The organism is Actinomyces respiraculi (assembly GCF_014595995.2).
Classification (GTDB): Bacteria; Actinomycetota; Actinomycetes; order Actinomycetales; family Actinomycetaceae; genus Actinomyces; species Actinomyces respiraculi.
Map to the genome: position 1 here is coordinate 656,349 of NZ_CP063989.1, position 25,523 is coordinate 681,871.

The 25,523-nt window shown below is 67.9% G+C and carries 18 protein-coding genes and 2 pseudogenes; 13 read left to right on the forward strand and 7 right to left on the reverse strand.

The features are described 5' to 3' along the window. Nucleotides 1-2,226 carry an NADP-dependent isocitrate dehydrogenase gene (locus ID810_RS02710; RefSeq protein ID WP_188232575.1) on the reverse strand — a complete coding sequence of 742 codons (2,226 nt, stop codon included), beginning with the start codon at nt 2,224-2,226 and terminating at the stop codon, nt 1-3. Nucleotides 2,227-2,324: 98 nt separating this feature from the next. Next, nucleotides 2,325-2,732, reverse strand: coding sequence for a DoxX family membrane protein (locus ID810_RS02715; RefSeq protein ID WP_166855278.1), 408 nt, complete (start codon nt 2,730-2,732; stop codon nt 2,325-2,327). A 245-nt stretch (nt 2,733-2,977) separates the two neighbouring features. On the opposite strand from ID810_RS02715, the gene ID810_RS02720 reads away from it, so the two are divergent. The 3 genes from ID810_RS02720 to ID810_RS12765 all read left to right on the forward strand — a co-directional run bounded on the left by ID810_RS02720 (nt 2,978) and on the right by ID810_RS12765 (nt 5,054). Then, the gene (locus ID810_RS02720; RefSeq protein WP_196781532.1) at nt 2,978-3,667 is read left to right on the forward strand and encodes a sigma-70 family RNA polymerase sigma factor; all 690 of its coding nucleotides are present in this window, start codon (nt 2,978-2,980) and stop codon (nt 3,665-3,667) included. Continuing rightward, nucleotides 3,667-4,023: a mycothiol system anti-sigma-R factor gene (gene rsrA, locus ID810_RS02725; protein ID WP_166855276.1), complete on the forward strand. Its 357-nt coding sequence runs from the start codon at nt 3,667-3,669 to the stop codon at nt 4,021-4,023. The genes ID810_RS02720 and rsrA overlap by 1 nt, the downstream gene beginning before the upstream one ends. 956 nt (nt 4,024-4,979) lie before the next feature. Beyond that, nucleotides 4,980-5,054, forward strand: a complete 75-nt coding sequence (locus ID810_RS12765) for a 50S ribosomal protein bL37 (RefSeq protein WP_396121345.1) — start codon at nt 4,980-4,982, stop codon at nt 5,052-5,054. Nucleotides 5,055-5,211: 157 nt separating this feature from the next. On the opposite strand, the gene ID810_RS02730 is transcribed toward ID810_RS12765, so the two are convergent. Together ID810_RS02730 and ID810_RS02735 are read right to left on the reverse strand one after the other, a co-directional pair. Next, nucleotides 5,212-5,802, reverse strand: coding sequence for a GDSL-type esterase/lipase family protein (locus ID810_RS02730; protein ID WP_166855274.1), 591 nt, complete (start codon nt 5,800-5,802; stop codon nt 5,212-5,214). 155 nt (nt 5,803-5,957) lie between these two features. Then, nucleotides 5,958-9,761 (reverse strand): multifunctional oxoglutarate decarboxylase/oxoglutarate dehydrogenase thiamine pyrophosphate-binding subunit/dihydrolipoyllysine-residue succinyltransferase subunit, encoded by a 3,804-nt coding sequence (locus tag ID810_RS02735; protein ID WP_279586924.1) that lies wholly within the window; start codon nt 9,759-9,761, stop codon nt 5,958-5,960. Between the two features lie 328 nt (nt 9,762-10,089). Here ID810_RS02735 and ID810_RS02740 point away from each other — a divergent pair, with 328 nt between their 5' ends. The 5 genes from ID810_RS02740 (at nt 10,090) to ID810_RS12355 (ending at nt 16,336) form a co-directional block, all read left to right on the forward strand. Beyond that, complete coding sequence (locus ID810_RS02740; protein WP_166855270.1) at nt 10,090-11,418, forward strand: hemolysin family protein; 1,329 nt, start codon at nt 10,090-10,092, stop codon at nt 11,416-11,418. Continuing rightward, on the forward strand, nt 11,415-12,482 hold the full coding sequence (locus ID810_RS02745) for a hemolysin family protein (protein WP_166855268.1): 1,068 nt from the start codon (nt 11,415-11,417) through the stop codon (nt 12,480-12,482). The genes ID810_RS02740 and ID810_RS02745 overlap by 4 nt, the downstream gene beginning before the upstream one ends. A 130-nt stretch (nt 12,483-12,612) precedes the next feature. After that, nucleotides 12,613-13,617 (forward strand): M23 family metallopeptidase, encoded by a 1,005-nt coding sequence (locus tag ID810_RS02750; RefSeq protein ID WP_243856511.1) that lies wholly within the window; start codon nt 12,613-12,615, stop codon nt 13,615-13,617. Between the two features lie 24 nt (nt 13,618-13,641). Continuing rightward, nucleotides 13,642-14,478: a glycerophosphodiester phosphodiesterase family protein gene (locus ID810_RS02755; RefSeq protein ID WP_166855266.1), complete on the forward strand. Its 837-nt coding sequence runs from the start codon at nt 13,642-13,644 to the stop codon at nt 14,476-14,478. Nucleotides 14,479-14,545: 67 nt separating this feature from the next. Further along, a complete protein-coding gene (locus tag ID810_RS12355) occupies nt 14,546-16,336 on the forward strand; it encodes a carboxylesterase/lipase family protein (protein ID WP_235931725.1) in 1,791 nt (596 codons plus the stop codon). Between the two features lie 921 nt (nt 16,337-17,257). Here ID810_RS12355 and ID810_RS02765 read toward each other — a convergent pair. Continuing rightward, a complete protein-coding gene (locus ID810_RS02765) occupies nt 17,258-18,037 on the reverse strand; it encodes a GntR family transcriptional regulator (protein ID WP_166855264.1) in 780 nt (259 codons plus the stop codon). A gap of 305 nt (nt 18,038-18,342) precedes the next feature. Here ID810_RS02765 and ID810_RS02770 point away from each other — a divergent pair, with 305 nt between their 5' ends. The 5 genes from ID810_RS02770 to ID810_RS02790 all read left to right on the forward strand — a co-directional run bounded on the left by ID810_RS02770 (nt 18,343) and on the right by ID810_RS02790 (nt 23,358). Beyond that, entirely contained in the window at nt 18,343-19,275 is a 933-nt protein-coding gene (locus ID810_RS02770) for a dihydrodipicolinate synthase family protein (RefSeq protein ID WP_166855262.1), read from the forward strand. Nucleotides 19,276-19,301: 26 nt separating this feature from the next. Then, entirely contained in the window at nt 19,302-20,582 is a 1,281-nt protein-coding gene (locus ID810_RS02775) for an ABC transporter substrate-binding protein (protein WP_166855260.1), read from the forward strand. A 61-nt stretch (nt 20,583-20,643) separates the two neighbouring features. Further along, complete coding sequence (locus ID810_RS02780) at nt 20,644-21,516, forward strand: carbohydrate ABC transporter permease (protein WP_166855257.1); 873 nt, start codon at nt 20,644-20,646, stop codon at nt 21,514-21,516. 34 nt (nt 21,517-21,550) lie between these two features. After that, nucleotides 21,551-22,366, forward strand: coding sequence for a carbohydrate ABC transporter permease (locus ID810_RS02785; protein WP_166855255.1), 816 nt, complete (start codon nt 21,551-21,553; stop codon nt 22,364-22,366). Further along, entirely contained in the window at nt 22,363-23,358 is a 996-nt protein-coding gene (locus ID810_RS02790; protein ID WP_166855254.1) for a zinc-binding dehydrogenase, read from the forward strand. The genes ID810_RS02785 and ID810_RS02790 overlap by 4 nt, the downstream gene beginning before the upstream one ends. A 317-nt stretch (nt 23,359-23,675) precedes the next feature. Here the strand turns inward: ID810_RS02790 and ID810_RS02795 are convergent. Together ID810_RS02795 and ID810_RS02800 are read right to left on the reverse strand one after the other, a co-directional pair. Further along, a pseudogene (locus tag ID810_RS02795) lies at nt 23,676-24,511 on the reverse strand (IS5 family transposase). A 109-nt stretch (nt 24,512-24,620) separates the two neighbouring features. Further along, nucleotides 24,621-25,506: pseudogene (locus ID810_RS02800) on the reverse strand (IS1634 family transposase); the annotation flags it as partial. Nucleotides 25,507-25,523 lie beyond the last annotated feature (17 nt).

The following is a 25,523-nucleotide window of genomic DNA, read 5'->3' on the forward strand; positions in this document are numbered from 1 at the left end:
TCAGAGGGCGTCGATGATGGCGTTGAATGTCGCGCTCGGGCGCATGACGGCGTCGGTGGCGGCGGCGTCGGGCCGGTAGTAGCCGCCGATGTCCACCGGCGAGCCCTGGGCGGCGGCCATCTCGGCCTGCACCGCCTCATTGACGGCCCCCAGCTGCTTGGCCACCGGGGCGAAGCGCCCGGCCAGCTCGGCGTCCGCCGTCTGCGCCGCCAGCTCGCGCGCCCAGTACAGGGCCAGCCAGGCGTGCGAGCCGCGGTTGTCCACCGAGCCGAGCTCGCGCGCCGGCGAGCGGTCCTCTTCCAGCAGCGTCGTCGTCGCCGCGTCCAGGGCGTCGGCCACGACGGCCGCGCGCGCCTTGCCACTGACCTCAGCGACATGACGCAGCGCCTCGGCCAGGGCCAGGAACTCGCCCAGGGAGTCCCAGCGCAGGTGGTTGTGTGCCAGCAGCTGGCGCGTGTGCCTGGGCGCCGAGCCGCCCGCCCCCGTCTCGTACAGGCCGCCGCCGTTCATCAGCGGCACCACCGACAGCATCTTGGCGCTCGTGCCCACCTCGAGGATGGGGAACAGGTCCGTGTTGTAGTCGCGCAGCACGTTGCCGGTCACCGAGATCGTGTCCTCGCCGCGGCGCGCCCGCTCCAGCGACAGGCGTGTGGCCGCCACCGGGTCCAGGATCCGGATGTCCAGGCCCTCGGTGTCCTCCTCCGCCAGGTAACGCTCGACCAGGCCCCGGATGACCTCGTCGTGCCCGCGCTCGGGGTCCAGCCAGAACACGGCCGGGGAGCCGGTGGCGCGGGCGCGCACGACGGCCAGGTGCACCCAGTCGCGCACCGGGAAGTCCTGGGTGGTGCAGGCGCGCCAGATGTCACCGGCCTCGACCTCGTGCGAGAGCAGCACCGTGCCGTGCTCAGCACCCGCACCCTCGACAACGACGACCTCCACGGTGCCGGTCGCGGGGATGAGGAAGGTCTTGTCGTGCGAGCCGTACTCCTCCGCCTTGCGGGCCATGAGGCCGACGTTGGACACGGAGCCCATCGTCGTCGGGTCGAGGGCGCCGTGAGCCTGGCAGTCCTCAATGGCCGCCTGGTAGACGCCCGCGTAGGAGGAGTCCGGGATGACGGCGAGCGTGTCGCGCCGCGACCCGTCCTTGTCCCACAGCGTGCCGCCACCGCGGATCATCACGGGCATGGAGGCGTCGATGATGACGTCGCTGGGCACGTGTAGGTTTGTGATGCCGCGCTCGGAGTCGACCATGGAGATCGCCGGCCCGGCTGCCAGCTCGGCCTCGATCGAGGCCCGCACCTGCTCGCCCTGCGCCAGCGTGTCCAGCCCCGCCAGGATCGCCCCCAGGCCGTCGTCGGCCCGCAGGCCCGCGGCCTCAAGCACCTCGCCGTACTGGGCGAAGGTCTGCGGCAGGACGGCGCGCACGGCGTGGCCGAAGATGATGGGGTCCGAGACCTTCATCATCGTGGCCTTCAGGTGCACGGACAGCAGGATGTCCTCGGCCTTGGCGGCGGCGACCTGCTGGGTGAGGAAGGCATCGAGCGCCGTGGCGCTCATGAAGGTCGCGTCCACGACCTCGCCCGCGGTCACGGCCAGGCGCTCGCGCAGGACCACCGGGGCCGCGCCATCGGCAGGCAGGAGCCGGATCTGCAGCGCTCCCGCCTCGGGGACGATGACGCTGCGCTCGTTGTGACGGAAGTCGTGCGCGTCCATGGTCGCCACGCGGCTGCGCGAGTCCGGGCTCCAGGGACGCATCGAGTGCGGGTGCGTGCGCGCGTAGGCCTTGACCGCGCTCGGGGCGCGGCGGTCCGAGTTGCCCTCGCGCAGCACCGGGTTGACGGCACTGCCCTTGACGGCGTCGTAGCGGGCCCGCGTCTCGCGCTCGGCCTCGGTGGCGGGCTGGTCCGGGTAGTCGGGCACGTCCACGCCCTGGGCCTGCAGCTCGGCGATGACGGCCTTGAGCTGCGGCACGGAGGCCGAGATATTGGGCAGCTTGATGATGGTGGCGCGCGGGGAGGCGGTGAGCTCGCCCAGGGTTGCGAGGTCGTCATCGATCAGGCCGAAGGCCGCCATGACACGCCCGGCCAGTGAGATGTCCGCCGTCGCCACGCTGATGCCGGACGCCTCCAGGAACCCCTTGACGATGGGAAGGAAGGAGTGGGTCGCCAGCATCGGCGACTCATCGGTCCAGGTGTAGATGACGTCGGCGTCAGTCAGACGGCTCATGGGCGGCTCCTCAGAAGGGGTGCGGGCGCTACCCGGTCAGCCTATCGGTTGGGGCCGACGCCTTCCCGGTATCCGGATGCCCTTCGTCCGGCTTCCTGTCACCTGGTTCGCAGGTGCCCGCCGACCGCGAGCGCCAGCCCCGCCCCCAGCGCCGCGCCGCGCGCCAGGGCGCTGACGTGCCGGGCTCGCTCCTCGGCGTCCGCGGCCAGCCACACGGGTGCGTTGGCGAGGGTGACCGGCATGTTGAGCCCGGCCAGCACGAGGGCGCAGGCCCGCGGGGCGATGCCGACCGCCAGGCCCAGGCCCGCCACCGCACTGACAGTGCCCATGGCCCGGCTGCCCGGGCGCAGGAGGTCGTCGGGCGGGCCCGGCAGGCCGACGCCGGCGAGCGGCTCGTAGGCCCGCTGGACACGCGCGACGTGGTCGTCGGGCCGCAGGAGGGCGTCGACCCCGTCCACGACGAAGGGGACGGCGAGCAGGAGGCGGGCGGCGGGCAGCAGGTTCATGACGTCATCCTCCCGCACGCCGCCGACGGCGACGGCACTGCCCGACGGCGGCGCCCGTGCCGCCCGCCCCGCTGCCCGCCTCGCCGTCGGGAACAAGGCCGCACGCGTACGTGTTGGCCCGGGTGATGACTGCACACACCCTGGCCCCGGCCCGCGAGGAGACCGCGACGCGCCCCTTCGCCCCCGTGGCCCTCGTCCCGGCGGAGGAGCCTGCCCGCCCCCTGGGTGGACTAGGCTCGTGGGCGATGACGGACACTCCCACCTTCGAGCGGCTTGACGCGCCTGACGCGCCCGGAGCCGGACCTGACGACGCCGAGGACACCGACGGCACCGACCGTGCCCCCGCCGACGAGACGGAGGCTGAGCGCGCTGCCCGCTTCGAGGTCGACGCCCTGCCCTACCTCGACCAGCTCTACGGCGCGGCCCTGCGCCTGACCCGCAACCAGGCCGACGCCGAGGACCTCGTCCAGGACGCCTACGCCAAGGCCTTCGCGGCCTTCCACCAGTACCGTCCCGGCACCAACCTCAAGGCCTGGCTGTACCGGATCCTCACCAACACCTTCATCAACTCCTACCGCAAGAAGCAGCGCGAACCGCTGCAGTCGGACGCGGACACGGTCGAGGACTGGCAGCTGCACCGGGCCGCCTCGCACGACTCCGTGGGCCTGCCCAGCGCCGAGATCCTCGCCCTGGATGACATGCCCGACGACGACATCAAGGCCGCCCTGGGCGAGCTGAGCGAGGAGCGCCGCCTGGCCGTGTACCTCGCCGACGTCGAGGGCTTTGCGTACAAGGAGATCGCCGAGATCATGGGCACCCCGATCGGCACGGTCATGAGCCGCCTGCACCGCGGGCGCCGCCAGTTGCGCGAGCTGCTGTCCGATCACGCCCGCCAGCTGGGCTACACCACCGACGACGAGGGAGGTCAGGGCTGATGGGAACCGACGTCGGCGCGGCCTGCTCCTGCGCGGAGGCTCGCGCCCACCTCGAGGCCTTCCTCGACCACGAGTGCGACGGGGACCTGTCCTCGCGCCTGGCCCGGCACGTGGCCGACTGCGAGCACTGCTCGCGCCTGGCTGACGCCGAGAACCACCTGCGTGAGATCCTGCGCTCGTGCTGCGCCGAGCAGGCCCCGCCTGAGCTGCGTGAGCGGGTCATCGGGCGTCTGTCTGTCCTGCGGGCGAGGACGGCGACCTCCTCGACAACCGTCGTCACTGACTCCACGACTGTTCTCAGCAACGGGACGACGGTGCGCAGCCGAACCGTGCGTGTCGCCCGCTCGCAGTTGTGATGTCTCAGGACGTCGGTGTGGTGTCTCAGGGCATTGGTGATAGTTCTGTGTCAGGGCATTGGTGACACTTCGGGTGTTTGTGGGGGTGACACTTCGGGTTGGTGTCGGGGGGTCTCCTCCGGCCGGCCGGCCGGCCACCGGGCCCGTGGCAGTTGCCGGCCTTCAGGCCCTGGTGCTGCCGCCAGCTCGTTGTCCCACGGGTGTGGATGGGCCCGGGCCGCCGGTGGCACGCCGCTGGTGACCACACTGCGAACACGGGCGTCAGCTCCCCGGCGGCACCCCGGCTCATGGCCTGATGTCATGGTCTTCGGGGCAGGGGCCTGGACGGCGCGCGCCGAGCCCGTCCGCCTCGTTCCTCAGCCTTCCATCTCGTCCCTCGGCCCTCGGTCTCGTCCCTCTACCTTCCATCTCGTTCGTTCACGGAACGAGATGGACGTGTGCGGAACGAGATCGACGTACGAGAAGCGAGATCAAGACCTGGACAACGAGATCGACGTGCCAGGAACGAGCCTCAGCCCTCCATCTCGTCCCTCTACCTTCCATCTCGTTCGTCGGTCTTCCATCTCGTTCGTTCACGCAACGAGATCAACGTGTGAGGAACGAGATCGACGTGCGAGGGACGAGATCAAGACCTGGGCAACGAGATCGACGCCGGTCCTCGTCGGGTCCTCCGGGCGCCGCGACCAGACACGCCCATCCTGGCGCGTGCTCGTGGCCCCTCGGCGGGCGCACGGCGCGCCTCCACCCTCCAACTCCTCGGTCTGCTCTCGAAAGTACGGCACAACACCGTATGTTCGAGAGAGCAAACCGAGGAGTTCGAGACCGGGCGGGGCTGAGGCCGCTGGTGGTCGTGACCCGTGCAACCCGGTGCCAGGTGGATTCGCCGTCGCCGGGTGTGCGAGGATGGCGCGTGTTCAGTGCCCCGTCTGGGGCAGTCCAGACATGAGGAGGCCATGATGAGCAAGCGCGGTCGTAAGCGTCGCAGCCGTGCCAAGTCCGGCGCGAACCACGGCAAGCGCCCCAACGCCTGAGCCGGGTCCGCCACACCGGTGGGTCCGAGCCGACTGAGTGTCGGCGTCAATCAGCCGGAGCGCACCAGCACGGGCGGCCGACTACCCTTCACGGGTGGTCGGCCGCCCGACGTTCCGGGGCTGAGCTGCGCCTGTCACCCGGCTGAGAGGTGCCGAGTCAGTCGGTGGGCTGGTCGACGCCGAGCCACTCGTACCAGCCGCGGTGCAGCACCAGCCACGCCAACAGGCCGTAACCCGCCTGCCCCGGGTGACGCCCGTCGTGACGCTGGACGTCCGCCGCCCACTGATCGTGGTGGCGCAGCGACTCGAAGGTCTCGACGAAAGGGATGCCGCGCCGCGAACACACCTCGCCCAGCGCGTGCGACAGGGCCGCCGTCGCGTCCGGCGCGGCGTGCCACAGCGGGGGAGGCCCCACCACCAGGCAGCTGCGGTGCTCGCTGGCCGCCTTGTCGAGAATGTTGGCCAGTGCCAGGCGGCTGCGCGCTGCCGACACCCCGGCGACGACGTCGGCCACCCCCACCCCGATGACCAGGCGGTTGATGCCCGGGTGGACGGAGCGGCGCGCCGCCTCCGGCCCCCAGCGCTCGGCGAGCTGGGCGGTCGTCTCGCCCGGGACGGCGAGCGTCGTCGCGAGCGCGTCGAGACCCCGGGTACGGGCCATGACGCGACCCGTCCAGCCCAAGGCCCGGGCGTCTCCGTAGCCCGCGACGAGCTCGTCACCGACGAAGTGGATACGTGTCTGCTCCACGTGCGCCTCCCTGTGCCCTGGCCTGCTCACACCTGCCCGTAAGACGCTACCGTCTCACGGCCGCTTCGTGCGCCCGCCGGGCCGGAGGGCGCGATGCCCGCCGGGCCGAGGGGCGCGACGGGCATCTGGCTGAGGCGCCCGGCGTTCACCGTGGCTCAGCGGCCGAAGGCTTCGGCGAACAGCACCTCCTGCTGGTGGCGGTAGGCCCCCAGGGAGCCCATCGCCGGAGAGGCCGAGGCCGGCGGCGAGACCAGGCGCAGGCGGCGCCCACCGAAGGCGTCATCGGGCAGGTTGAGGCGCAGGTGCGGCCACACCCCCTGGTTGCCCGGCTCGTCCTGCACCCACACGAGCTCGGCGCCGTCGAAGGTCGACAGCACCCGCTCCAGCTCCTCGACCGGCAGCGGGTAGAGCTGCTCGAGGCGGATGATCGCCGTACGGGTGTCTCCCAGGCGCTTGCGCTCAGCGGCGAGCGCGTAGTACGCCCGCCCCGAGCACAGCAGCACCCGGTCCACGCCGGCGCCCGAGGCCAGCGCCGGGTCCGTCTCGCCGATGACCGGGATGAAGGCGCCCCTGGTGAAGTCCTCCACCTTGCTCGTCGCGGCCGGCAGGCGCAGCAGCTGCTTGGGTGTGAACACGATCAGCGGGCGGCGCGGGCGCTGGAAGGCCTGCCCGCGCAGCAGGTGGAAATGGTTCGCCGGCGTCGAGGGCATGGCCACGCGCATGTTGTCCTGCGCGCACATCTGCAGGTAGCGCTCCACCCGGGCCGAGGAGTGGTCCGGTCCCTGCCCCTCCTGGCCGTGCGGCAGGAGCATCACCAATCCGGAGCGCTGCCCCCACTTCTGGGCCGCCGAGGTCACGTACTCGTCGATGACCGACTGCGCGCCGTTGGCGAAGTCACCGAACTGCGCCTCCCAGAGCGTCAGCCCCTCCGGACGCTCCACCGCGTAACCGTACTCGAAGGCCAGGGCCGCGTACTCGCTCAGCAGCGAGTCGTAGATCTCCAGCTTGGCCTGGTCCGGGGTGAGGAAGGACAGGGGCGTCCACTCCGCGCCCGAGGACTGGTCGTGCAGGACCGCGTGGCGCTGAGCGAAGGTCGCCCGGCGGGCGTCCTCACCCACGAAGCGCACCGGCACGCCCTCCATGAGCAGCGAGCCGAGGGCGATGAGCTCGCCCAGCCCCCAGTCGATCCCGCCCTCGCGCGAGGCCTTGCGACGCTTGTCCAGCATCGCGCGCAGTTTGGGGTGCACCTCGAAGCCCGGCGGGAAGGCCGTCTGGGAGTCGCCCACACGTTCGACCACCTCGCGCGTGACCGCGCTCGTCCAGCCGAGCATCATGCCGGCGCCCGGCTGCTGGGCGGCCGGCATCTCCAGCTGGTTGCGCTCGCGGCCCACCACCGTCGGGTCCGACAGGGAGGTCGCGGCCGCCTCCTCCTCCGCCCGGATGGCCGCCTCGGCGCCGTGCGCCGCCCGCGTCTCGGCGAAGATCCGCTCGAGCTCCTGGTGGAAGCCGTGCTCGAGGGCCTGCGCGTCCTCGGAGGAGATGTCCCCGCGGCCCACAAGGGCCGAGACGTAGACCGCCCGGGTGGAGGGCAGGGAGTCGATGAGTCGGTACATCACCGGCTGGGTCATCGAGGGGTCGTCGCCCTCGTTGTGGCCCCGACGCCGGTAGCAGATGAGGTCGATGATGACGTCCTTGTGGAAGGTCGCCCGGTACTCATAGGCCCGCAGGGCGGCCCGCGCCACCGTCTCGGGGTCGTCGGCGTTGACGTGGAAGATCGGCACTTGCAGGCCCTTGGCCAGGTCCGTGGCGTAGGTGGTCGAGCGGGCCGAGGCGGCGCCGGTGGTGAAGCCGATCTGGTTGTTGACGATGACGTGGACCGTGCCTCCCGTGCGGTAGGCGGGCAGCTGGCTCATGTTGAGCGTCTCGTAGACCACGCCCTGGCCCGCGAAGGCGGCGTCGCCGTGCACGAGCACCGGCATGACCGTGTAGCCACGCTCGCCCAGGGCGATGCGGTCCTGCTTGGCGCGCACGATGCCTTCGACGACGCCGTCGACCGTCTCCAGGTGGGAGGGGTTGGCGGCCAGGGAGACCCGGGTGGTCACGCCGTCGGTGCCGGTGAAGACGCCCGCGGTGCCCAGGTGGTACTTCACGTCGCCCGTCGAGGCGCCCTCAATGAGGCTGTTGCCGTCGAACTCGTCGAAGACCTGCCCGTAGGACTTGCCCGCGATGTTCGTCAGGACGTTGAGGCGGCCCCGGTGGGCCATGCCGATGACCACCTCGTCCAGGCCGTCGTGGGCCGCGTGGTCCAGCAGGCGGTCGAGCAGCACGATGAGGGACTCCCCGCCCTCGAGGCTGAAGCGCTTCTGGCCCACGTACTTGGTCTGCAGGAAGGTCTCGAAGGCCTCGGCCTGCTGGAGCTTGGTGAGGATCCGACGGCGCTCACCGCCACTGATCACCGTCCAACTGCTCTCGAGGCGCTCCTGCCACCAGTGGCGCTGCGCCGGGTCCTGAATGTGCATGTACTCCAGGCCCACCGTGCGGCAGTAGGCCTCGCGCAGCCGGTTGAGGATCTCGCGCAGGGTCGCCCGTTCGGTGCCGCCCAGTCCGTCGGTGGGGAAGGTGCGGTCCAGGTCCCACAGGGTCAGGCCGTAGGTCGCCGGGTCGAGGTCCGGGTGACGACGTGAGCGGTAGGCCAGCGGGTCGGTGTCCGCGGCGAGGTGTCCGCGCTGACGGAAGGCGTGGATGAGCTGGGCCACGCGCGCCGGCTTGCCGGTCTCGACCTCGGGGTCGTAGTCGGCGTCCTGCTCCCAGCGGATGGGGGCGTGCGGCACGCGCAGGGACTCGAAGGCGCGCTCCCAGAAGCCGTCCAGGCCCAGAAGCTTGGTCTCCAGCAGCCGCAGGAACTCGCCCGACATCGCGCCCTGGATGACCCGGTGGTCGTAGGTGGAGGTCAGGGTCAGGACCTTGCCGATCCCGTGGCGCGCGAGCGTCTCATGGCTGGCTCCGGCGAAGGCTGCGGGCAGGGCCAGGGAGCCGACGCCGATGATCGCCCCCTGGCCCGGCATGAGCCGGGGCACCGAGTGCAGGGTGCCGAGGGTTCCCGGGTTGGTCAGGGTCAGGGTCGTGCCGGTCATGTCCTCGACGGTGAGGGCACCCTCGCGCGCACGGCGCACGACGTCGTCGGTGGCGGCCACGAAGCCCGCCAGGTCCATGAGGTCCGCATGATTCACGCAGGGCACGAGCAGGCGGCGTGTGCCACCCGGAGCGGCCACGTCCACCGCCATGCCCAGCCCCACGTGGGCGGGCTGGATGAGCAGGGGGCGGCCGGCGTCGTCGGTGCCGTAGGCCGCGTTCATGGCGGGCATCTCCACCAGGGCTTCGACGACGGCCCAACCGACCAGGTGCGTGAAGGAGACGCGTCCGCCGCGCGTGCGCGCCAGGTGCGTGTTGATGATCGCCCGGTTCTCGATGAGCACCTTGGCGGGTACCGCGCGCGCTGAGGTTGCTGTCGGGACCGACAGGGACTCCTCCATGTTCTTGGCGGTGCGCACCGCCGCGCCCTTGAGGCGTGTGCCCGAGGCCTCGGCGGGCTCGGCGGGGGAGTGGGTGTGCTCCTGGCCGGACCGGTGGGCGTAGGGGGAGGTCGGAGGGGCGACGTCGGAGGGCGGGGCCGGGGGCAGGTCGGAGCGGGTGACGTCCTGGACGGTGCTCACCGGAGCGGTGCCGCTCGCGGTACTGCTGGCGGTGCTGCCCGTCTGGGTCCGACCGGCGCTGGGGGCGCCACCTGAGCGGGCCTCGGTTTCGAAGAGCGAGCGCCACTGCTCGGAGACTGAGGACGGGTCTTGCCGCCAGGCGTCGCGCTTCTCCTCAACCATCCACTCGTTGGGGCCGAAGTCCTGGGCGGCACCGGTGCCGCTCCGGCCGCTCGCGTCTGCAAGACGGCCGTCGTGGGTCGTCACACTGGGTCCTTCCTCATCGCGGTGACACTGCTCGGGTCGGGCGGGGCGAAGGCCCCGTTGGCCCTGGGGCAACATGCTAGTGGGACGTTGGGCCCGTGTCTGGCCGACGCGCGACCTATCTCCGCCCGGGGCGAGTAGCCCCGGGACGACCAGCCCCGGGTGATAGCGTGCACGCCACTATGCGACGACACTCCCGCCGGGCCCGCAGGCGCACCGCATTAGCGAGCGCCCCGCCCGCAGAGCCTGATAGTCCTCACCCCGCGGCCGCCCGCCGCATCGCTCCTAGCGCCGCCAGCGCGCTCGCCCGCCCGCACCGGGAGGTGCTGGCATGAGCGAGTGGCTCATGATCCTCGTCGGCGTCCTGCTGACCGTCGGCACCGCCGTCTTCGTCGCCGGCGAGTTCAGTCTCGTGGCCCTCGACCCCTCCACCGTCGAGACCCGCGCCGCCGCCGGCGAGCGCCGCGCCGGGACGGTCCGCAAGGCCCTGTCGCGCCTGTCCACCCTGCTCAGCGGCGCCCAGGTGGGCATCACCCTGACGACGATCCTGCTGGGCTACACGATGCAGGACGCGCTGGCGAAGATTCTGGCGCGCCTCATGGGCGGCTGGATGGCGGAGTCCGTGGCCACCGGCATTGCCGTCGTCATGGCCCTCGTCGTCGTCAACGCCTTCTCCATGGTCTTCGGAGAACTCATCCCCAAGAACGCGACCCTGGCCGACCCGATGCGGGCGGCCCGGCTCGTGGCCCCCCTCCTCATGGCCTTCTCCACGGTGTTGGGGCCGCTCATCACCGTCCTGAACAACACGGCCAACACCGTGCTGCACCGGATGGGCATCGAGCCCGCCGAGGAGATCAGCGGCGCCCGCTCCGCCAGTGAGCTCGCCGCCCTCGTGCGCCACAGCGCCGAGGAGGGCACGCTCGACGTCTCCACCGCCACGCTGCTCACCCGCTCGATCGGCGTCGGCGAGCTCACCGCCGTCGACGTCATGACGGACCGTGGTCGCCTGCACACCCTCGACGCCGAGGACACCGCCGACGCCGTCGTCGCCCTGGCCCGCACGACCGGGCACTCGCGCTTCCCCGTCACCGGTGAGGATGTTGACGACGTCCTCGGCGTCGTCCACCTGCGGCGCGTCATCGCCGTGCCCTACGAGCGGCGCGGTGCCGTCAGGGTCTCGTCGAGCTCCCTCATGACCCCCGTGCCCCGCGTGCCCGAGACCATGCCGCTGGCCAGCCTGCTGGTCGAGCTGCGGGCCGCGGGCTCCCAGATGGCCCTCGTCGTCGACGAGTACGGCGGCACCGCGGGATTCGTCACCCTGGAGGACGCGGTGGAGGAGATCGTCGGGGACGTCGCCGACGAGCACGACCGCCGTCGCAACGGCGCCCACCGCGACGCCGGCGGCGACTGGCTCGTGCCCGGGTGGATGCGCCCGGACGAGCTGGCCAGCACCTGCGGCCTGCACGTGCCCGACGACGGCCCCTACGAGACGCTCGGCGGCCTGGTGATGTCCGAGCTCGGTCGCGTGCCCGCCCTCGGGGACCAGGTGAGCACCCCGCGCGCCGTCATGACCGTCGTCGCCATGGAGGGCAGGCGCGTGACCCGGCTGCGCGTGACGCCTGTTGCTGAGTCCGACGACGAGCGGCAGGAGGCCCGATGAGCGCCCCCGTCGCCCTGTTCATCACCGTCGGGCTGCTGGTGGGCAACGCCTTCTTCGTCGGCGCCGAGTTCGCCGTGACCTCCGCGCGCCGCGCCCAGCTCGAGCCCCTGGCTGAGGCCGGGGACTCGCGTGCCCGCACCGCCCTGTGGGCGCTGGAGCACGTCTCACGGATGCTGGCAACCGCACAGCTGGGCGTGACCCTGTGCTCCACCGGCCTGGGCGTTGTCGCCGAGCCGGCCATCGCCCACCTCATCCAGCCGCTGCTTGAGCGCGTGGGCGTCGGGACGGCGGGGGCGCACGCCGTCGCCGTGATCACCGCGCTGGTGCTGGTCGTCTACGTCCACGTCGTCGTCGGCGAGATGGTGCCCAAGAACATGTCGATCTCCGCGCCCGAGAGCGCGGCGCGTCTGCTCGCCCCGCCGCTGGTGTGGATCTCGACGCTCTTCGGCCCCGTCATCACCGCGCTCAACGGCTTCGCCAACTGGGCGCTGGGCCTGGCTGGCATCGAGACGAAGGAGGAGGTCTCCGCGACCTTCAACGCCGCGGAGGTCGCCTCCATCGTCGAGCGGTCCACGGCCGAGGGCGTTCTCGACGACGACACGGGCCTGCTGACGGGCGCCCTGGAGTTCTCCGAGGAGACCGCCGGCACTGTCATGGTCCCGCTGGAGAGCCTGGTCACACTTGCCCAGGGCTGCACCCCGGCCGACGTCGAGCACGCCGTCACCGTCACCGGCTACTCGCGCTTCCCGGTGGCGGGCGCCGACGACGACCTCCGCGGCTACCTGCACCTCAAGGACGTCCTGTACGCCGAGGGAGAGGAGCGCGACCAGCCGGTCCACTCCTGGCTGGAGCGGGCAATGGTCCCCGTCAAGCTCGAGGATGAGGTCGAGGAGGTGCTTGTCGCCATGCAGCGCAGCGGCGCGCACCTGGGGCGTGTGGAGGACCCCGACGGAGGCCTGATGGGCGTGGTCTTCCTTGAGGACATTCTCGAAGAGCTCGTTGGGGAGGTCAACGACGCGATGCAGCGCGAGGAGTACCTGCGCCGCCAGCTCGAGGAGTCCTAAAGGACGGTCGCCCGGGCCGCTCGGGCTCGCCCGCCGTGCGAGAGTATGAGGACCACCGCGCAGGACTGTGAGCCAGCCGTGTGAGCGCCGTCCTGGCGCGCGCCCCCGTGTGGGGGCTATCGTCCCTCAGGTGACAGTGCAGCCCATGACCCGCCGTGAGAGGCGAGAGGCGGAACGAGCCGCCGCCCGGGCTGCTGCACGCTCCGAGAAGGACGAGGCTCCGCGGGTCCCCGAACCTCCCCAGGCTCCCGCGGCCACCAGCGCCGGTACCGTCCCCGTCGCCGCTGAGATTCACCGCCGTCACCGCCCCCGCTCCGTGCGGCCCGGGGCCGGACCGTTGGGGACTGTCGGGCGCGGCGCCGTCCTCGCGGTGCTCGCCGCCGTCACCGTGCTGGTACCCCTGTCCGACTACCTTGGCGCGCCTACCGCTGTCGGGGTCACGAGCGTCGTCACCATGGCGGATGAGGCCACTGCCGACCCCGTCCCCGTCGCCACCTCGGTGGCCGCCGCGGTCCTGGGTTCCGACGCCGACGTCGACTCCACCACGGACGCTCCGCTGGCCAACGTGCCCGACGCCGCCACCCTGGCGCGCATCCGCGAGGCCCGCCAGAACGCCGTCGTCACCTGCGCACCCCCGCCCGTGGGCGCCTCAGGGGACACCACGGCCTTCAACACCGCCCCCGAGCTGTTCAACCCCATTGTGGCGGGCACCTACACGGTCTCCTCCGAGTACGGCTACCGCATCCACCCGACCCTGGGCTCCCTCAAGCTTCACGCCGGTCAGGACTACGCCGCCAGCGTCGGCACCCCCATCTACGCCGTCGCCGCGGGCACTGTCACCACCGCGGGCATGGTCGGCTCCACCGGCACCGTCACTATCCGCCACGAGATCGACGGCGAGGTCTGGTACACCTCGTACCTGCACATGTATGCCGACGGCATCTACGTCAAGAAGGGCGATACCGTCACGGCGGGACAGCTCATCGCCGGCGTCGGCTCCACCGGCTACTCCACAGGACCGCACCTGCACTTCGAGGTGCGCACCGCGGACGACTCCATGGACGAGAGCACCGTCAACCCGGCGGCCTGGCTTGTCGAGCACAACGCCGTCGACCTGACCACCGACTGCTCCTGAGGCAGCCGGATACCGGAGGGAACCATGATCTCAGCGCATTCCGGGCGCGCTGGCGCCTCCCTCGACGGGTGGGATGACGCCCCCCGCCCTGCGCGCCGTTGCCGGGTCATCGCCCACCGCGGTGGTGCCGCTGAGGTCCCCGAGAACACGTGGAGCGCCGTCGAGCATGTCTCGCAGCTGGGGCTTGAGTGGATGGAGACGGACGTGCGGGCCACTCGCGACGGCGTCGTCGTCCTCGCTCACGACCCGGACCTGGCGCGTACGGCCGGGGATCCGCGTGCGATCGCGGACCTGACGTGGGAGGAGCTGGCCGGGCTCGACGCCGGGGACGGGCGTGCGCCTGTGCGCCTGGACGAGGTGCTCGATGCCCACCCGGACCTGTGCCTCAACGTGGACCTCAAGGAGTCGGCCGTTGTGCAGGGCGCGATCCAGGTGGTGCGCGCCGCCGACGCCTTCGAGCGGGTGCGCTTCGCCTCCTTCTCCGGGCGCCGCCTGGCGGTTCTGCGCCGCCAGGAGCCCCGGGCCCGTACCTCCCTGGGGGTGAGCGACGTTGCCGGGCTGATGGTTAGCGCGGAGACGGGTTTCGGCCTGCCGCGCACCCGCTGGAGCTGGTCGCGGGACCGTTCGCGCACCGATGCGGTGCAGGTGCCCGTCGCCTACCACGGGGTGCCGGTGGTCACTGAGCGCTTCGTTGCCGCCAGCCACCGGGCCGGGCTTGAGGTCCACGTGTGGACGGTTGACGACCCCGCCGAGATGCGTCGCCTGGTCGCCATGCGCGTGGACGCCGTCGTCACCGATGTGCCGTCTTTGGCCATGGAGGTTCTGGGGCGTCGCCGGCAGGCGGGACCGGAGGTCGTCTGAGGGCGGGGGACTGCCGGAGGACGGGGTCGGGACCTTATCCTGTGAGCCCGGCCTTATTGGAGTCTTCATGATCCTGCATAACGTCAGCGCCACCGAGCACGTGGCTTCCACGCCCATCGCCGTCCCCACCGAGGACACCGTCCGCGTCGAGACGAGCGCCGGGTCGGTGCGGGGCCTGTGGCGAGAGATCATCTCCCACCCCGAGCGCAGCGGGCCTGCGCCCCGCTTCGCGCGTTCCGCAGCCTTCTACGCCATCCCCTACGCCGAGGAGCCCACGGGGCAGCGGCGCTTCATGGCGCCCGTGCGCCGCGCCCCCTGGCAGGCCGAGCGCGAGGCCTTCCTGCCGGGGGCGACACCGCAGCGCGGCTCGATCTTCGCCGACCCCGACATCCCGGAGCCCTCAGTGCCCGGCGAGGACGTCCTCACCCTCAACGTCTTCACCCCCGCGCCTGGGGATGAGGAGGCGCGCCTGCCCGTCTTCGTGTGGATTCACGGTGGTGGCTGGACCTCCGGCTCACACAACTCGCCCTGGTACGACGGGGCCGCTTTCAACCGCGACGGCGTCGTGACCGTCAGTGTCGCCTACCGCCTTGGCTTCGACGGCTACGGCTACGTCGAGGGCTCCGATGCGCCCTTCAACCGTGGCGTGCTCGATCAGGTGATGGCGCTGGAGTGGGTGCGTGACAACATCGCCCGCTTCGGCGGCGACCCGCAGCGGGTGACGATTGGTGGGCAGAGCGCCGGTGGCGGCAACTCGATGATCCTCATGACGGTGCCTCGGGCCAGGGGCCTGTTTCGCGCCGTCATTTCCCAGTCGGGTGCGGTGACCGATATGCCTGCCGAGCTCAACCGCGACCGGGCGCGGGCGATGGCGGCCGCCCTCGGCGTCGAGCCGACTCTTGAGGGCCTGCGCGCCGTTTCCTACGACGAGGTCTTCGCCGCGCAGAACGCGCTGACCGCCCAGGGCGAGCAGGCCGACGACGGCGGGGCCGCCCAGGGCGAGCGGGCCGACGACGGTGGGGCCAGCCAGGGTGAGCAGGCCGACGACGGTGGGGCCACCCAGGGTGAGCAGTCCGACGACGGCGGGGCCACCCAGGCCGGCCCGGACCCGGTGGCGGCCGTGGCGGCGCGCTTGGCCGCCGTCGGGAAGCCGGACACGGGAATCTCCTTCAGCCCCACCGTTGACGGCGAGATCATCCCCGCGCCGCTCGTGCAGGCGCTGCGGGAGGGGCGCGGGGCCGGTGTTGCGGTCCTGGCCGGCTCCACCACCCACGACTTCGCCTTCGCGGGCTTCGCCTTCGCCGAGGCGATGGCCGGGCGGGACGTGCGCGCGGTCCTTGTTGAGGGCGGGCTGGATGAGGGCCTGGCGGACCGTCTGCTTGCCGCGCACCCGGAGCACGCGGGGGCCGGTCATCTTATCCTCGGCGACCTCATCTCCGACACGATCTTCCACTGCCAGCTCGCCTCCTGGTTCCTGGCGCGCGGGGAGCAGGCCGCCTCGGGCGGTCGGGCGGGTGAGCCGGCCGACCGCGTGGGGGCGGCCGGGTCCTGGGCCTACGAGTTCTCCTACACCGGCGGGCGGATGGGGATGGCGGGGCACTGCATGGACGTGCCCTTCAGCTTCGACTGCCTCCTGGAGCCCTACTGCGAGGGGCACACGCTGCCGGGTCGTGCCCCGCAGGCCTTGGCCGACGCGATGCACAGTGTATGGGTCCGTTTCATCGAGACGGGGGAGTGCTCCTGGGAGCAGTGGCCGGCGCGGTCGGTGGGACGGCGATTCGGGGACAACCGCAGCGGGGCGCTCGTTGTTGTTGAGGATCGGGTGATCTTCGACACTGATCGGGACCTCGTGCTGTAGGGGCATGAGTGTGCTCACCTGATGGGACGCGCCTCTTGGGCTACAGGGGCATGGGATTGCCTATCCCGTTGGGGCGGCGGTCCAGTAGGTGCGTTTCTTGGATCTGTGGAATGCCCTACTCGGGCTGATGCGTGCCAACGGGTGCCAGCGCGCACTCATGGGGCGTGGAATGGGGGAGTCGCTGCTGGGCGGACAACTGTTCGTCAAACGGACGACCCGGATACGGTGTTTGTGGTTGTCTGGCTTACGAAAGAGTTGTCCACCCAAGGAGTGGCTCGTCAACATGCACCTTCGTGGTCACCCTCATTGCGCACCGCGGCCAGGGGCCAGTAGTCCCAGAAGGGCTGGAGCCTGCGCAGCAAAGTGTCCGTCCCCGGGGCAGTCACCCAGTACGCACCTGTCCGGGTGGGACGGGACCGGCGTTAAGTCCGTCCCCGGGGCAGTCAGCCAGAACTTTGACGACAGATAATAAAACGTGGGCCATTGGGTCCGTTCCCGAACGGGGTGGACAGTCGGCGCTGTCGATGGCAGATAACAAAATATGGATCGTTGATTTCGTCTTTGGGGTGGTCAACCAGCGTCCGATTCGGTCGTGTCGTCGATCGGTGCCACTGGTGCCTTGGCGATCGTGTCCACGTGCGCTGCTAGTGGTGTGCACAGCGAGTCATACACCACGTGATACCCAGGTGCGCTGCTGGTGGCCTGGCGGGCCGGGCAGCGCCAACATTGCCATCTGCCTCTGGAGGTCGTGTCGGCTCCGCGGGGTCATCAGGCCCTGACACACTCACTACCGCCGCCACCCGCGCTCAGCAGTGGATCACGGTCCCGGATCTACGACCTCGTGAGAGTGCCCTCCAGGGTTCTTCGCCAACGCGCGAAGCGATATTCTTCCCGTCACCTGCTGGCCAGTTGCCCGGTGAATCAGTCCTGGTTGCCGATGATGTTGACTTCGATGGACGGCTTCTCTCCCGGGTAGATGAAGATCGAGCGCTCTAGCGGGATACCGGACCTGGTATAGCCAATGCGCTCTACGTGCAGTGCTGGCATCCCTGTCTTGGCGTGCAGGGACTCCGCATACCGCCCGCGCAACGCTGTGGCTCGGACCTTCTGACGAAGGCGCTCGACCTGGAGTCCCCACTTCCTCTCGAGTAGTTCGTAGAGTGGTCCGTCGAGCTTCTCCTTCTCGATACCGGGAACTAGTCCGTATGGGAAGACGCTGCACTCGAAAGCGACGATTTCATCATCGATGTAACGCAGTCGGCGGATCGTGATGGTCAGGTCGGATGGGCGAAGGTTTAGCACCTCGGTGATCTCCGCGTTTCCACGGGCCTCGCCGGTGAGGACCTCGGTAACCTCGACGCGTGTGTCCTGGGCAAACCCACCCATGCTTTCAGAGATAGACGATATGGTCAGCGGCGACATGGAGGGCCCGGGCTCGCTGACATAGGTGCCGGACTTCGGAATTCTGTAGAGGAGTCCGCGCTGGACCAGCGTGTCGATGGCGTTGCGAACGGTTGCGCGGCTGACGCCGAAGCGCTCCACAAGCTCCCGCTCGGGCGGGATGCAGTCATGGGGGAGGAGCGTCTCGCGCACCTCTTTCTCAATGGCTTCCGCGATGCGTAAATGAGCCTTCTGGGTGCTAGGTGACTTGCCACCAACGACGTGAAGTCGAGGCTCGACACCGCTCGGCAGAAGGCTCATGGATTCCCACTCTCTCAACTGTTGGTTTGTGAGGGGAACGTCTTGGGGCAGCGTCCCCACACCGCTGTTCAGACGGCGCTGCCACGTTGGCGCAACCCATGGACGACTCCCTAAGCGCGCGGACAGAGGTCAGGCTTCCTGACCCGAGCTAGAGTGCGGCGCCGCCGAAGACTCTACCTCATCGTCAGACACATCTGGGTCCCCTTGCGGAGCACACAGGTCTGGGCTAGACTGGTACTCAGGTCTAGTCCAACGGTGGATCTGGATCGAACCAGATGGATGCTCAAGCTAGCATAGGAGCAGCAATGGCGGCACATCTTCAGCAGGGTCTTCACGGAATCTGCGCGATCAGCATCACCCCCTTCCTCGAAGACGGTACGTTCGATGCTAAGGGGTATCGGAAAAACCTCAGTTACATGATCAAGAACGGGGTGGACTCCACGAACTCGGTGATTGTCGTGGGTGGCAGCACCGGTGAGTGTGGCGCAATGAGCCTCAATGAGCGCAATAGGGTCCTCGATGTGGCCCTCGAGTTTGGTGATCGGCTGAACGTGGTCGCCGGCTGCAACTCGACCAACGTTGACGACGCCATTGCGCTGGCCCGGTACGCCCAGGACAACGGCGCGATAGGTGCGATGGTGCTCGCTCCCTACTACTACCCCGCGAAGGACCGACGCAGCATCCTCGAATTTGTCAAGAAGTTCGCTGCCTCCGTTGACATCGGAATCTTGATCTACAACAACGTGGAGGTCATGGGGCTAGACATGCCAGTGGACATCATTGACGAGCTCGCTGACATCGAGAACGTCGTGGGCCTCAAGGAATGCACTCCCTCATGTTACAAGATGGGCCGCAGCGCCGACATCGCAGGAGCCCGTCTCGCGGTCGTCAACGGCCACGGTGAGTTCCTCGAGCCCATGGCGGCACTGCTTGGCACCACGGGCTTCATCTCATCCATGGCGAACTTCGCGCCCAGGCAAAGCGCCGCTATCTGGGCTGCCCGCAGCCGCGGTGACTTCGCAGCGGCCAAGGAGATCCGGGATCAGCTGCGTCCATACATGGATCTTGCGGTCCGCTTCTCCGGTGAAGGCGGCGAGTACAAGGTGATCAGTCTTTTGAAGCACGCAACTGATCTCGTAGGCTCGGTCGGTGGATTCCCACGGATCCCCTGCCCGACGCTGACGGACGAGGAGAAAGCAGAAATCCAAAGGGCCATCGCCAACTGTGGCCTGATCTGACGATCAGCAGACTGAGAGGAAATACAATGAAGTATTGGCGTAGGCGTAGCTTTATCACGGCCCTAGGAGCCGCAGCGCTCACTCTCACCGCATGCGGCGGTAGAGCCGCCGACGATGAAAACGGTGGGGCTGGGGGGCAGGTCACGCTCACCCTGATGAGGACCGGAACCCCTGAGATACTTCGACCGATATTCGAGCCGATGATTGCGGAGTTCGAAGAGGCGAACCCTGGCATTAAGGTCGATATGCAGGACCTGGGCTGGAACGACGCCACCGCAAGCATGGGCGTGATGGCCTCGTCTGGCACTCTTCCGGATCTGATGTATCACCTTCCCAGTGATGTCTTCGATCTCGCCTCGAAGGGGCTGGTGACTGATCTGACCGACAAGTTGTCGCCCGAGTTGAAAGACGATATCTTCCCTGCGCTGCTGCAAGCTGGGCAGTACGAGGGCAGGCAGTATCTTGTGCCTTGTAGCGTGTCACCGCTCTTCCTCTGGTACAACACGGAACTCTTTGAGAAAGCCGGTTTGGATCCCGACAACCCCCCAAATACTTGGGATGAGCTGCTTGCGGCCGGTCGGCAGATCGCGGAGAAGACCGATGCTAGCGGCGTTGCCATGTACTCAAAGCCCGCCGCAGGTGAGACATCAGGCCTCTACGAATCGCTCTTCGCTGGCGCTATAGGCGGTTCTGCCTGGGATCCTAATTCGCAACGCTATCTCTACGATGACCCGAAGTACGACGCGGAGGCCCTCCAAACTCTGGAGTTCATGCGAGGACTCGTTGATATTTCGCAGCCGAACGTCGTCGAGTACGGCCGATTTGACACTCGCACCCTGTTCAGGGACGGCCATGCTGGGATGGCAATCGATCTGATCTATATGCAGAATCAGATCGGCGACGGTCTCAAAGACGGGACATTCCGTGTAGCTGAACTACCGGCCCCAACAGGACGGACCTCGATCTCGACTATCAATGTTGGTGGCTGGTTCATCCCAACGAATAGTGCCCACCCGGAAGAGGCGCTGAAGTTGCTGGAGTTCTTCATGGAGACCGAAAACCAGATCAAGCACACCACCTATGGCTCGGCGCCCATCCTGAAGAGTGAGGCTGCGACCTACGAGGGTGAGCTGTGGGAGGTCGCTACTGCTGCACTGGAGCATGGTGTTGCGGAGGGCATCTCTCTCCAGACCGGTGCATTGTGGACGGTCAACGGGGAGGAGCTCCAGCGGCTACTCACCGCCCAGAGGTCACCGGAAGAGGTCCTACGGGCCATCCGTGAGAGGCACCAGGAAATCTACGAGTAGGAGGAAGCGGTCGGCGGGTGGCCCACCGGGTCACCCGCCAACTTCTCACGGAAGGACCTCAATGAAGAAGTCTCGCGCTCTTGGGCTGGAGCCCTACCTGTTCATCCTGCCCTTAGCGGCGCTCTTATTCGGAGTTCTAGGCACGCCGATCGTCAACCTCTTTAAGTTCTCGTTTGGCGACTCCAATGTCATTCAAGGGTATATGGGTTGGAACAACTTCGAGAACTATAAGTACCTACCCACGGATGAGTTCCGGAGCACGCTCATCATCACCATCGTGTGGGTCGTCTTTGGCGTATTCGGGGTCGTCTTCGTCGGTATGTCCGTCAGCTTGGCGCTCAACAAGCCGTTCCGAGGACAGTCATTCGTGCGAGCCCTTGTCATCGTTCCCTGGGTCGTGCCGCATGCCTTCGCTGGCGTCATGTGGACATGGGTGCTCCATCCGCAGTTTGGCATTCTGAACGAGCTTCTACTGCGGTTGGGTCTTACCGATGCGCCCATCAGCTTTCTCGGGCCCGATACAGCATTGGCCATGGTGATCATTGTGAGAATCTGGCAGGGAACGCCCTTCATGATCATCACAATGACTGCGGCCCTGAGCACCGTGTCTGAGGAGCTGCTCGAAGCAGCAGAATTAGACGGTGCCGGTGCCATCCGCCGCTTCATCCACGTGACGCTGCCGTCGATCCGTCCCGTCCTGGCAATCTCCATCCTCATGATCACCGCCTGGACGCTGCAGATCTTCGATTCGGTGTTTGTGATGACTAATGGTGGTCCCGGGCGTGCTACGCGGATTATCGCCCTTGACATTTACAACAAGGTGTTTATCGAGAACGACCTCGGCGGTGGAGCCGCCATCGCGGTAGTCACACTCCTGGTTGTCACACTAATCGGATGGGTTGCGTTGAAAAAGCAGGAGCAGAACGATGGGTAGCGGAATGAATAGGAATCGGGCAAGGGGCGGTCCAGTGAGCCGCTTCTTCACTGCAGCGCTTCGGTGGGCCATCATCATCTTCTGGGTCGCCTTTACATTGCTGCCTCTTTATGCTGCCTTCTGTGCATCGCTCACCAAATACGAAAATCTGGGCAAAAGTTTCCTCTATCCTGCGGACTGGCAGTGGAGCAACTACATCGACGTATTCACTAGGATCCCGTTGCTGAGTTTCCTACGCGCCACGTTGATCTACGCGATAGGGACGTCACTTCTGTGTGTTCTGCTCGGCACACTCGCGGCCTACGCCTTTTCAAGGTTCAGATTTGTCGGAAAACAAACGATGCTGACCATCATCTTTGTGTCTCAGCTGGTCCCGCAGGTGATCATAGTTATCCCCCTGTTCCTCATGCTTCGTGACATGGGCCTTTACGACTCGTACCTGGGGGTGGTGCTCGCGATCGTCTCGACCGGCATCGCCTTCACCGTGCTGCTGCTGAAGAGCTTTTTTGATGGGATCCCTTTATCGCTTGAAGAAGCGGCCGCGATCGATGGGGCGAGCAGAATCCGAATTCTCACCCGGGTTGTTCTGCCACTTTCAAAGTCCGGAATCGCCACCGCGTTTGCTCTCTCCTTCTTCACGGGCTGGGGCCAGTATCTGTATCCGCTGGTGCTGACACGGCAGGCGAAGAATACTCCCGTCACGGTTGGAGTCGCGCGTCTGCTCGACAACCAGACACCCTGGGAGATCGTCATGGCGGCCACGCTCATCTCGGTGCTGCCGGCCGTAATCATCTACATGTTTGTTCAAAAGTTCCTCACCAGAGGGCTCCTCCTCGGTGCGGTAAAATGAATGAGGAGATAGGAATTACAATGTGGGCGATGCAACTAGTGGCACCACAGAAGTTTAAGCGCGTCATGATCGATGCGCCTGACCAAGAAACGTTGGGACCAGGAGAGGTCATCGCCGAGCTCGTTGCGGGCGGCCTCTGCGGCAGTGACCTTCCTACATTCTTCGGACGATCGGGCGGTCAATCAATCCGGGAGACGGTGCCTGGGGCCCCGATGCATGAAGTCGTTGGGAAAGTTCTCGCCACCCGATCCGCCAGGCTCAAAGTCGGGGACTTCGTTGTCGGAGCGCTGCCGCAGTATATCGGAATTGCAGAGCAGTTCCGATGTCCGGACAGCAACCTTGTTCGAATGGATCCACGACTTCCTCGGATTGAGGCAGTAACCGCGCAGCCGGTCGCCACCGTGCTCAACTCCGTCGCCAGGATCCCCACCGAGCTGCCCAACCGGCGCGCCGCTGTGTTCGGGCTTGGACCTCTCGGCTTGGCCTTTTGCCATGTGCTCAAATCCAAGGGATTCGAGGTGACTGGCATCGACCGAGTCGACCGGTCCGAAGTCGTTGAGCACTTCGGCATCGATCATTTCGTACACGACTCGGTGGAGCACTGGGCCCGGCAGGTAAACCAGATGGAGGGTCCTGCCGTGGTTGTCGACGCCATCGGGCACGACCAGGATCTGGTGATCGCTGCAATCGGGGTGCTCGCCGCACACGGGCACTTCGTAGAGTTTGGGCTCGCCGAGGAGTGGGCGGTCCTCCCCCTCAGGAAGTTCCTCCAAAAGCACCTCTCCATGCATGCGTGCACGACGACGGACTGGATCCGCTTCCTTGAAGAGGGCCAACGCTATGTCGCAGAACATCCAGAGCTCTACGAGATCGGGGTGACGCACCGGTTCCACCCTTGGGACGCTCAGAAGGCATTTGAGCTGCATTCTGTTCCCCAGCAAGGCCGTCTCAAGGTGCTGCTCGTACCAGGCCTGGAGGCGCCCACTGAATAGCTTCCCTTAGTGCACAGACTCGTTGGTAGGTGAGCAGCGTTGTGACGCCGCGACCGGGACTGTGTTGGCGCGATCTCATGCCATCGAGGCGCGCATCACCTGGCCTGCCCCGAGCTGATGGGGCAAGTCCTCGGTTGTGGTGTCACCTGGGCGAGGGCCGACGCGGGATGATTGGATAGTCCGAGCTGATGGGGCAAGTCCTCGGTTGTGGTGTCACGGTCCTTCGTTGAGGCGGTTAGGCGCTCAAGGCGGGTAGAGCTGTTGTGGTGGTGTCCTTGGTGGTGTCGGGTACGAGGTTTAGAGGTTGCGCTGTTAGGTCATGGTTGTCGGGTGGGGCGGGTATCCCAGCGGTGGGTGGTCCAGGCGTGGTGGATGAGCCGGCGGGTGATGGTGATTGCGTTGGCCAGGGCGGTGAGGGCGTTGATGGCCCGTATGCGTCGTTCGGTGCAGATGGCAGGCTTGTGAAAGCCACGGTTGTGCCAGGAGCTCGTGCGCTCGATCACCCAACGTCCGCCGGCCTGCAGGGGCGCGCCCTTGGTGCTGATGACGTGGTCGCATCCCAGAGTCTTGAGCAGCTCGCGTGTCGCCCGGCTGTCGTAGCCGGCGTCGAGGTGAGCGGTAATGCGTTCGGGCAGGTCGAAGCCGGACCTGGACAAGCGCTCCAGGGCCGGGGCCGGCAGTGGGCAGTCATGGCGGTTGGCGCCGGCGACTACGCACCCGATGGGAGTGCCGTTGGCCTCGGCTATCAGTGAGCGCTTGGTGCCCTGCTTGGCGCGGTCCACCGGGCTGGGGCCCGCCGCCTGCCCGCCGCAGGGGGGCCTTGACCACGCACCCGTCCACGCGCAGGTCCTGCAGGTCCAGGCCGACGATCCTGTCGTAGGCCTCTAGGCACGCTTGCTCCAGGGCGGCGAAGATCCCGGCGGCGATCCACTCATCGCGCCGCCTTGCGGATCGTGGTCGCTGAGCAGGTGGCGTCGGCGACCTTGGCGTAGGCCGCGCCCAGCACCAGGACCTGTACGAGCTTGTCGAGCACGACCCTGTCAGGCACACGCCGCCGGTGGCAGCCCAGCGGGTGGTTATCGGCCACCGGTGGGATCAGAGCGGCCAGCTGGCGCCAGATGGGCTCGATGACAGATGATGGGACGGCAGGCACGAGAACCACCTCCACGCAGACGGCGACGTAGAACACCCCCATCTGCTACCGGTCCTCGTGCCTGCACCGCCTCAACGACACACCCCACACCACCTAACGGCACAACCTCTTAGTGCTCTGGGGGTCTGAGGGGCTTGAGGATATTGGCTGTGGTTGGGGTGGTTCGGGGTTGGGCGGTGGTTTTATGGCCGTTGATGTTGATGGTGACCTCCTGGAGGGGCGTGAGGGTGCGGATGATGCGTCTGGTGCCGATCCCGGTGGTCTGCTGGAGGTGGCGGGCCAGGGCCAGCGCGGTCATGACGACGGTCAGGTGGGCCTCGATGGCGTCGCGCTGGTGGTGCAAGACCGGGCGGGCTGTCAGGTCGTGCGTGCTCATCGGCACGGAGGCCTCGACGTGCCACAGCTCGTGGTAGGAGGAGATGATGTCGCTGGCGTCCATCGGGCGTGCGGGGATGTTGGTGGCATAGCCCTTGAGCCCTGCCAGTGGCCTTGCCCGGGCGGTGGACGCCTCGTCCACGGTGGCGTCAGCGGCGTGGGTGGCGGCAAAACGGGTGCGTCTGGGTTGCTTGTGGCCGGCGACGACGGCCCGGGCCCGGTTCTCCTGGCCGGTCAGGGTCGGAGTGTCCCGGGCCGCGCGCTTGGTGGAGCAGGCCCACACCGCCTTCCATGAGCCCGGATGGGTGGCCGGGTCCCGCACCGGCTCACGACGCTTGTGCACGTCGCGCTCGCTCCTGGAGCCCCTTCTTGGGGGTGGTGGTGCCGATGGGCTGACCGTCGGTGAAGGCCTCGCCCTCCCAGCGCAGGTGGGCCCCAAGGTCGCCTGGGGCGCGGACCTGGCGGGCGCCGACGACGAAGCGCAGGTGCGCCTTGTCCAAGGCTGTCAGGCTGGCTGCCAAGAGCATGCCGGCGCAAGCGACGATGACGAGCCCCTCGACTGCCTGGGCGGCCTGCAAGGCCCCGACGACGGGGATAATCGTGGTGGTCTCGGCCCGGTCGGAGCCTGTCGATGTGT